The following is a 6,528-nucleotide window of genomic DNA, read 5'->3' as shown; positions in this document are numbered from 1 at the left end:
CTTCGCGAGTCCGAGGAGCCGGGATCCTTTGGCGGGGGATTCCCGCCGGGCCAAAGCCACCTGGGCTGCGACGCCGCGTGCGCGTTCGTCGGCCGGGACACCGGCCGCGGCGTCGGCGCTGCGCTGGACGGCATCGAACGCCACCGCGATCCTCGCCTGCGCAGCCGCTGCCGCGGACTTCAAGTCCTCCAGGGCACGCAACTGGTCAATCAATTCGGCGCGGTCGGAACCTGGCCGAAGCGAAGCAACGGCGCCGATCAGCTCGTGCACCCGGGCGCCCGGCACGGCAGGCTCCGGACCCGCGCTGCCCGAGGGCGCGCCGGATCCGATCAGCTGCGTTCCCCGAGTCCCCTCCATAACCAAAGCATTTCAGGGACCTACGACATTTTTAGGCCGAAGAACGGCGCCCGGCGAAAAATCTTGATAAGCGGCAGGATTTTTGGAGACGGCCACCGAAGGAACCCAGATAGCCCGGCCATCGTTCAAGCAGCTGATCGCGATGTTCTACGTCACCTCGATCCTCTTTGCGGTGGTGGTCCTTGGCTCCGTCACGCCGCCAACACGGACTTGAGCATCGGCCAGCAAATGGGCCTCATCGCCGTCATGGGCAACGCCGTCGCCGCCTCGTTCATCGCCTGGTGGGACCGCACCCTCGACGCCGACCGCGTCCGCAATGTCTTCGCGGGCGAAGATGTGGAGCCGATTCAGGTGGCCGAGCTTCCGGCGCCCGCTGCCGCCGTCGAGCCCTTTCAGGCCGCCGATCGCCACCCCTCCTATTCGGACTCCGTCTGACATGACGGACGCAACCGCCCCGAAGACCGTCCTCATCGCGCCCGACGGCGTCACTGCTGTTGTGGAGGTAGCGAACACTTGCGGTTTGGGGCTCTTGCCGGACGGACGGCTTTTGCCGCTGGATGCGTCGAGTCGTGGGTTCGGCGAGGCTGTTCTCTTTGCCCTTTCGTTGAGGCCAGCTCGGATCGTGCTGGCGCTCGGAGGCAGCGCGAGCACTGACGGAGGAATGGGCATGCTCACCGCCCTGGGCTTCCGCCTCCTGGATGCTTCCAGCCTTTCTTTGGAAGGCAACGGGCGGAACCTTGGCCTTGTTCATTCCCTTCTCGGGACGTTGCTTTCCGGGCTAGCCGAGACGGAACTGATTGTTGCGAGCGATGTGCACAACCCCCTGTGCGGGCCGGACGGGGGCTCCTTCGGTGTTCGGTCCGCAGAAGGGCGCGTCGCTTGCGGATGTTGCAGCGCTCGACGACCCACGACGCCGGATTACAGGTCCCTCAGCGAGGAATCCGCATCGAGCCGAGCGAGTCTTGCGACGTGCCCAACGGCCCCAAGGCACAAGAACATAGGAACACAGAAGAGTGCCCCGAGCACGAGCAACCAGTTGGGCATGGCCCACGCAGCCACCGGCAGGAGGTCGAGTTGCAGTCCGCTGAAGACCGCCGTTCCTATGACGGAGCAAAGAGTTCCCAGGAGCGCTCCCACAACGCTAATGATCAGACCCACTGCGGCCAACTCGACCATGTAAACCCCCGCTATCGAGGCCCCCGACCAGCCGATGGCTTTGAGGAGACCCACTTCGCGAGCTCTCTGCTTGATCCAACTGCCACCAACAGACACTCCGACCCCGAGGCAGAAGATGATCAAGAACCCACCGATCACCCAGCTGACAAGGGCGAGAAGAGCGAAGAGACCTGAGAGGGACCGGATTTGGCCCGCAACGCTGTTCACTGAATATCCGAGCGCTCGGACTTGGTTCTGTACATTGACCACCTCGTCTGCTGAGTCAACGCGAACATATGCGCGGGGGTAGGTCAGCGCTTTTGTATTCGGCCGGGCATTGGCGAGCGTTGACTGGAGCACCTTACTGGATACGTAAGCAGCCTGTGCGCCATCCGTACCCGGCGACGAGTTGTCATAGATACCTGAGACGCGGAGAGATATGGAAACAGGTTCCCCATTGCCAGGGCCGATTTCCTTCGTGTACACAAAGCTCATTTCCTTGCCGAGCAGCTGGGCGTATCTCTGGCCCTGCCCCTTGTCGGGAAGCAGGATCTGGCCTTCCCCAGGGCCGTCCCCGGAGACGTCTCCCAGCAGTATTTTCGGAGTGATGCCGCTGATGAATGGCGTACCCATGAATGCACCGGGGTTGTTCGGTGATGGCCAGTTCGCAGGGTCCTCTATGGCGAGGTCTATTTGTGCCCAACCGGAGGATCGCACTACGTGATCGATTTGGCTGAACCGGGATAATGATTCATCAGTGATCTCACGAGCTGAGTCCGGGCCTACTGAAGTCACCTCCACATAATTCAGGGCGGAATTGGTGCTGATCTTGTTTGAGTATGAGCTTATTCCGGCCCCTACGATGCTGTCGGCGAATATGAATACCGCGATGCCAAGACTCATCAGGACCGCGAGCGGCCTCAATTTCGAGAGGGAAAGCCGCACCGACCTTGCAGCAAAGACCCTATTTCTGTTCAAGGAACAACTCCTTCATAGGAAGCTGACGGTGGGCCACTTGCTGGAAAACTTCGTCGTGGGAAGCAACGAGGATGCCGCACCCGCTGTTGGCCCCCGTTCGCATGGCGTCCAGGATGGCCTCAGTGTTTGTCGCATCGAGACCCGAACTTGGTTCGTCGGCCAGTAGCAATGACGGTTCGTTGATCAGCGCACGGCAAAACGCGACTCTTTGCTGCTGCCCGCCGGAAAGCCTTTTCGCTTGCCGGTCAGCGACCGCCACCAGGCCGAAGCGTTCCAGCTGCTCCGTAATCGTTGCGCGCGTCATGGGCTTGCTGCTGGCAAGGAGGACATTTTCCAACGCCGTAAGTTCGGGCAACAGGTTGCTGCTCTGAAACACCATGCCAATTTCGTTCGAGCGGACCCGACTCGCTTCCCGGGACGAGGCGTCGGTCCTGTTGTCACCGTTGATCCACACTTTGCCGGCATCGGGAGTCGATAGCAGTCCGGAGATGTTCAGGATCGTTGATTTCCCCGAACCCGACTCACCTCGCAGCCAGACGATTTCGCCAGCCTCGACGTTCAGGCTGATTCCAGAAAGGACCAACTGTCGCGTCCCGCGATCATCTAAAAAGGACTTGGCGATGTTCTCAAGACGCAGCACCGCTGTCATTTGTTCTCCCCGAAGTCGTAGGCACCCGGGACCGCGATCATTGCGGCCGAAATTGACAGACTGCATGGTGACGCTTTGTCTTCTTCCATCCGATACAAGGACGGGAATTCTTTGCAGCCCTTCAGAGTCCGGAGTTCCTCGGCCGCTTTGTCGAAATCGTTTGATCCAAGCCCGGAGCGGCTTGCGTTCGTCATGGCGGTCAGCGCCCTAAAATAGTTCAGGCCGTTTCCTTTCGGTGAACTGAGGAGCTGCGGGAGCGCGGACTGGACGGCCGGAAACATTGATCTCACTTCTTCGCTGTTTGAGAAGTACATGGAGTTGGAGAGCGCCATCAGTGCTCCGGAAAGTAGGTCTTCAACCCCGGGGTCCGCATCGAACGCCTCCAGTCGCGCCAACCTCGCGTTAGGCTCAAGCTGCACCAGAACATCCACCAGCTCGATGTACCCGCTGAGTTTTGCGAAAGTCACGGTGGCCGGAAGCGCCGCCCTACCTTGCTCGATGATCGAACCGTAGTTCCCCCAGGATGGAGACCCAGAGCGCTTTAGCGCCACAAGCGCCTTGAGCTGAGTGATCTGATCGGTTTCGGGCGCTTTCAGCACCCGTTCCAGTTCATCTCGGGTTCGCTCACTCACGACAGCGGGAAAGCCCGTGTCGAGGAGTCTCGCGGCAAGATACGTCCCGTGGACCGATCCTTTGGCGAGAGTCGATGATTCGGGCCTCATTATGAGGCCGTTGGTTCCCTGGAGCTTCATCAGGTCTTCTTTGATGGCGGAGACATCATTGGTCGGTACGACGGGACCGGCGCCGCAGGCAGTCAGGCCAATGAAAGCCAGGGCAATCAACGACGTACCTTTGATAAGCCGCGTGCAGCGCGAAATCCGACGACGGATACCGGTACCCATCCTCACATTCTCCCGAGCCTGAATCTGTTGACCCGTCAGTAGCCTGTCCGTCACCTCAGAATCCTTTTCTTGTCGCGGGAACTTCAGGTGTTCTTTGAATCGCTTGATCCATGCGTTGAACGCAAATCTAGCGTCGGCGACCGATCAATTACTGGGCTTTGACGACTCCTTTCCTGTAACTCGCTGCTAGGAGAACTGCTACATAAAGGAAGAACAATCCGCCGCCGGCTAGAGCCGGGAGACGGGGGAAAGTCTCAGCGACAATCGCACCGAGCGCTGGATCAGCAAAACCGATGAGCGACGATCCTGCCCTGAACGGGAGAAAAGCGGCTGCGGACGTCCCCCAAATCTCAATTGTTTCCACCAGTTGACCCAGCAAGGGTTCTACCAGCGCTGATCCAGCGACCAGCAAGGCCACCGCACCTGTTCGGGGCAAGAGGAGTCCTGCTCCTATGCCGAGAAGAGCCCATCCGTTCGCTAGGACCAAACAGCCAACCAGAACCGCGGGGTCGGATTCGAGGAGGTTCGAACTTCCCAGGACAGCATTCGACACAATCACGGACATCAGCGTGGACGCGGTCGTCCACGTCGTTGTCACCAGCAAAGTCATCACCACCTTGGCCGCGAACAGGGCGCTCCGTTGGGGCATCGCCAAGAGTGCCAGGCAAAGCGTCCCGTATCGCTTCTCCTGGCCAAAAGAGAAGATCCCAAGAAGGCCGGCGGCAAGGAGCACCAAAGGAGAACGTGTGGCTGCCACCGTGGCCGCCTCGCCAGCAGCCTGGGCGGTCATTTCTGGAGCCATGTTGGCGATCATCAGGGATATCGCCCAACTGAACAGGACAGATACCAAAATCGTCGCAGCGGTCAGGACGTGGAACCCACGAGTTGTAGTCAGCCGGACCCACTCGTAGTGGATTGCGTCCCTCACGGCTTACCCCCAGATCCCCGGCACTGAGATTCATGGACTCCACGGCCCACAATGTCGTTGTACCCGTCCTCCAAAGTACGAAGCGTCGTCGATAGTTCAAAGAGCGTGAAGCCAAGCTTATTGGCCAGGGTTCCCACGTCTCTCGCCGTCATTCCGTCGATGACTAGAGACTCCCCGTTGAAGGTCACGATCAACCCATCTTCGGCGCGCAATCGAGCGGCGAACTCGCGGGGACGGTCCACTGCGATGGTGACCGCTGGCCCTGAAGTCGTTGTCTTGAGTTCTTCCATCGGACAATCAGCCCGGAGATCTCCACCGTGCAGAACCAAGACGCGGTCCGCGAGTTTCTCTAGCTCGCTCAAAATATGCGTCGAAAGCAAGATGGTCTTGCTCTCCCCCGCCAAGCTGCGGATTGTGTTCCGAAACCAATAAACACCGTCCACATCCAACCCATTGATGGGTTCGTCAAGGATCAGCACTTGAGGCTCGGTCATCAGTGCCGCTGCGAGCGCGAGACGTTGCTTCATCCCCATCGAGTAGGAAGCGGGCGACTTCGTCGCATACTCACTTAGACCCACCCGATCGAGTGCGAACTCAGCACTTCGTCTTGAGATGCCAGAAGCCGCCCCGATCATCCGAAGATGGTTCATAGCCGACCGGCCGGGGTGAAAACCCTCCGCGGACAGCAGTGATCCCACTGCCAGCTGTGGCCGTGTTAGGAGTCGATAGGGTTTTCCGTCGAACGTCGTCTCACCGGTTCCAGGAATAAGGTTGAGCATTCGCTTCATCAACGTGGTCTTGCCATGTCCATTGGGACCAACGAGCCCGACTACCTCTCCCGGGTTCAAAGCAAAGGAAATGTCTCGGAGCACCTCCTTTGCGCCGTAGCTCGCACCGACGCCATCAACGACGATTCTCATTTCGCCCCCAAGCTTCCTGCGTCCAGCCCGTCAACGGGTTGCGACTTGAGATCCTCGAGCCGGACGGTAACCGCTTCCAGGAACAAGTCCTGGAGTGAATGCGTCACGATAACCACGAGTTTGAACTCCGCCCAGCGTCTGATCTCCTCAACCATGTAGGCCATGCCCTCGGTGTCAGTGCCATTGAACGGTTCATCCAAGACCACGCAATCGAACTGGCCGACGGTGTTCATGACGTACCAAAGTTTGCGCACATTTCCTGTGGACAGGTTCCCCGCGTTCTCGCCTAGCCACGGTTCCATGCCGAGCCGGGTCGCCCGGAGTATTTCGGGACCAGGATCGACATCTCGGGCAATGCATGCAAACACGATGTGATCCCGTGCGGTCATCTGAGCGAAGAGCGACGCGTCTGACCGGCATACCCTCCGCCGGCTTCTACTTCCAGGGTCATCGGCGCTCGCTCCGTTGACGAGGACCGTTCCGGCCCACGGAGACAGATAGCCACTGGCCAGTTCGACGAAGGTCGATTTTCCGGATCCGTTCCTTCCCTGCAAGTGGATCAGGGCTGGCCCGATAAACGAGAAGGACACGTTTTCGTAGACGGGACGTTCGGCGGAATATCCGGCAAACACGCGGTCA

Annotated in this window: 8 protein-coding genes and 3 pseudogenes; 4 read left to right on the top strand and 7 right to left on the bottom strand. The window is 59.6% G+C overall.

Annotated elements, in window-relative coordinates; genetic code table 11:
• A pseudogene (locus KNN17_RS20165) lies at nucleotides 1-357 on the bottom strand (HNH endonuclease); the annotation flags it as partial.
• A gap of 82 nt (nucleotides 358-439) precedes the next feature.
• On the opposite strand from KNN17_RS20165, the gene KNN17_RS22465 reads away from it, so the two are divergent.
• The 4 genes and pseudogenes from KNN17_RS22465 to KNN17_RS22705 all read left to right on the top strand — a co-directional run bounded on the left by KNN17_RS22465 (nucleotide 440) and on the right by KNN17_RS22705 (nucleotide 1,358).
• A complete protein-coding gene (locus tag KNN17_RS22465) occupies nucleotides 440-571 on the top strand; it encodes a hypothetical protein (RefSeq protein WP_274619759.1) in 132 nt (43 codons plus the stop codon).
• Nucleotides 568-792 carry a hypothetical protein gene (locus KNN17_RS20160; RefSeq protein WP_241710638.1) on the top strand — a complete coding sequence of 75 codons (225 nt, stop codon included), beginning with the start codon at nucleotides 568-570 and terminating at the stop codon, nucleotides 790-792. The genes KNN17_RS22465 and KNN17_RS20160 overlap by 4 nt, the downstream gene beginning before the upstream one ends.
• Nucleotides 692-1,141, top strand: a pseudogene (locus tag KNN17_RS20155) (glycerate kinase); the annotation flags it as partial. The gene KNN17_RS20160 and the pseudogene KNN17_RS20155, both read left to right, overlap by 101 nt.
• Nucleotides 1,142-1,166: 25 nt before the next feature.
• Complete coding sequence (locus KNN17_RS22705; protein WP_372489709.1) at nucleotides 1,167-1,358, top strand: glycerate kinase; 192 nt, start codon at nucleotides 1,167-1,169, stop codon at nucleotides 1,356-1,358.
• Here KNN17_RS22705 and KNN17_RS20150 read toward each other — a convergent pair.
• From KNN17_RS20150 to KNN17_RS20125, 6 genes and pseudogenes are all read right to left on the bottom strand, one after another.
• Complete coding sequence (locus tag KNN17_RS20150) at nucleotides 1,276-2,490, bottom strand: ABC transporter permease (protein ID WP_241710637.1); 1,215 nt, start codon at nucleotides 2,488-2,490, stop codon at nucleotides 1,276-1,278. The two genes, KNN17_RS22705 and KNN17_RS20150, sit on opposite strands and share 83 nt — an antisense overlap.
• Before the next feature lie 157 nt (nucleotides 2,491-2,647).
• Nucleotides 2,648-3,139: pseudogene (locus tag KNN17_RS20145) on the bottom strand (ABC transporter ATP-binding protein); the annotation flags it as partial.
• Nucleotides 3,136-4,041, bottom strand: a complete 906-nt coding sequence (locus tag KNN17_RS20140) for a hypothetical protein (RefSeq protein WP_241710635.1) — start codon at nucleotides 4,039-4,041, stop codon at nucleotides 3,136-3,138. The gene KNN17_RS20140 and the pseudogene KNN17_RS20145, both read right to left, overlap by 4 nt.
• A 148-nt stretch (nucleotides 4,042-4,189) precedes the next feature.
• The gene (locus KNN17_RS20135; RefSeq protein ID WP_241710634.1) at nucleotides 4,190-4,969 is read right to left on the bottom strand and encodes a hypothetical protein; all 780 of its coding nucleotides are present in this window, start codon (nucleotides 4,967-4,969) and stop codon (nucleotides 4,190-4,192) included.
• On the bottom strand, nucleotides 4,966-5,889 hold the full coding sequence (locus KNN17_RS20130; protein ID WP_241710633.1) for an ATP-binding cassette domain-containing protein: 924 nt from the start codon (nucleotides 5,887-5,889) through the stop codon (nucleotides 4,966-4,968). Before KNN17_RS20130 ends, KNN17_RS20135 begins: the two co-directional genes overlap by 4 nt.
• On the bottom strand, nucleotides 5,886-6,521 hold the full coding sequence (locus tag KNN17_RS20125; protein ID WP_241710632.1) for an ABC transporter ATP-binding protein: 636 nt from the start codon (nucleotides 6,519-6,521) through the stop codon (nucleotides 5,886-5,888). Before KNN17_RS20125 ends, KNN17_RS20130 begins: the two co-directional genes overlap by 4 nt.
• Nucleotides 6,522-6,528 lie beyond the last annotated feature (7 nt).

Source organism: Arthrobacter bambusae, from assembly GCF_022606295.1.
Taxonomy (GTDB): domain Bacteria; phylum Actinomycetota; class Actinomycetes; order Actinomycetales; family Micrococcaceae; genus Arthrobacter; species Arthrobacter bambusae_A.
The sequence above is the reverse complement of the archived record's forward strand: the minus strand, read 5'-3'. Positions and strand labels throughout refer to the sequence as shown.

Bases quoted from the DNA above. Each gene is read 5' to 3' on its own strand.
- KNN17_RS22705 (WP_372489709.1), top strand. From the start codon at position 1,167: ATGTGCACAACCCCCTGTGCGGGCCGGACGGGGGCTCCTTCGGTGTTC.
- KNN17_RS20140 (WP_241710635.1), bottom strand. From the start codon at position 4,041: ATGGGTACCGGTATCCGTCGTCGGATTTCGCGCTGCACGCGGCTTATC.
- KNN17_RS20130 (WP_241710633.1), bottom strand. From the start codon at position 5,889: ATGAGAATCGTCGTTGATGGCGTCGGTGCGAGCTACGGCGCAAAGGAG.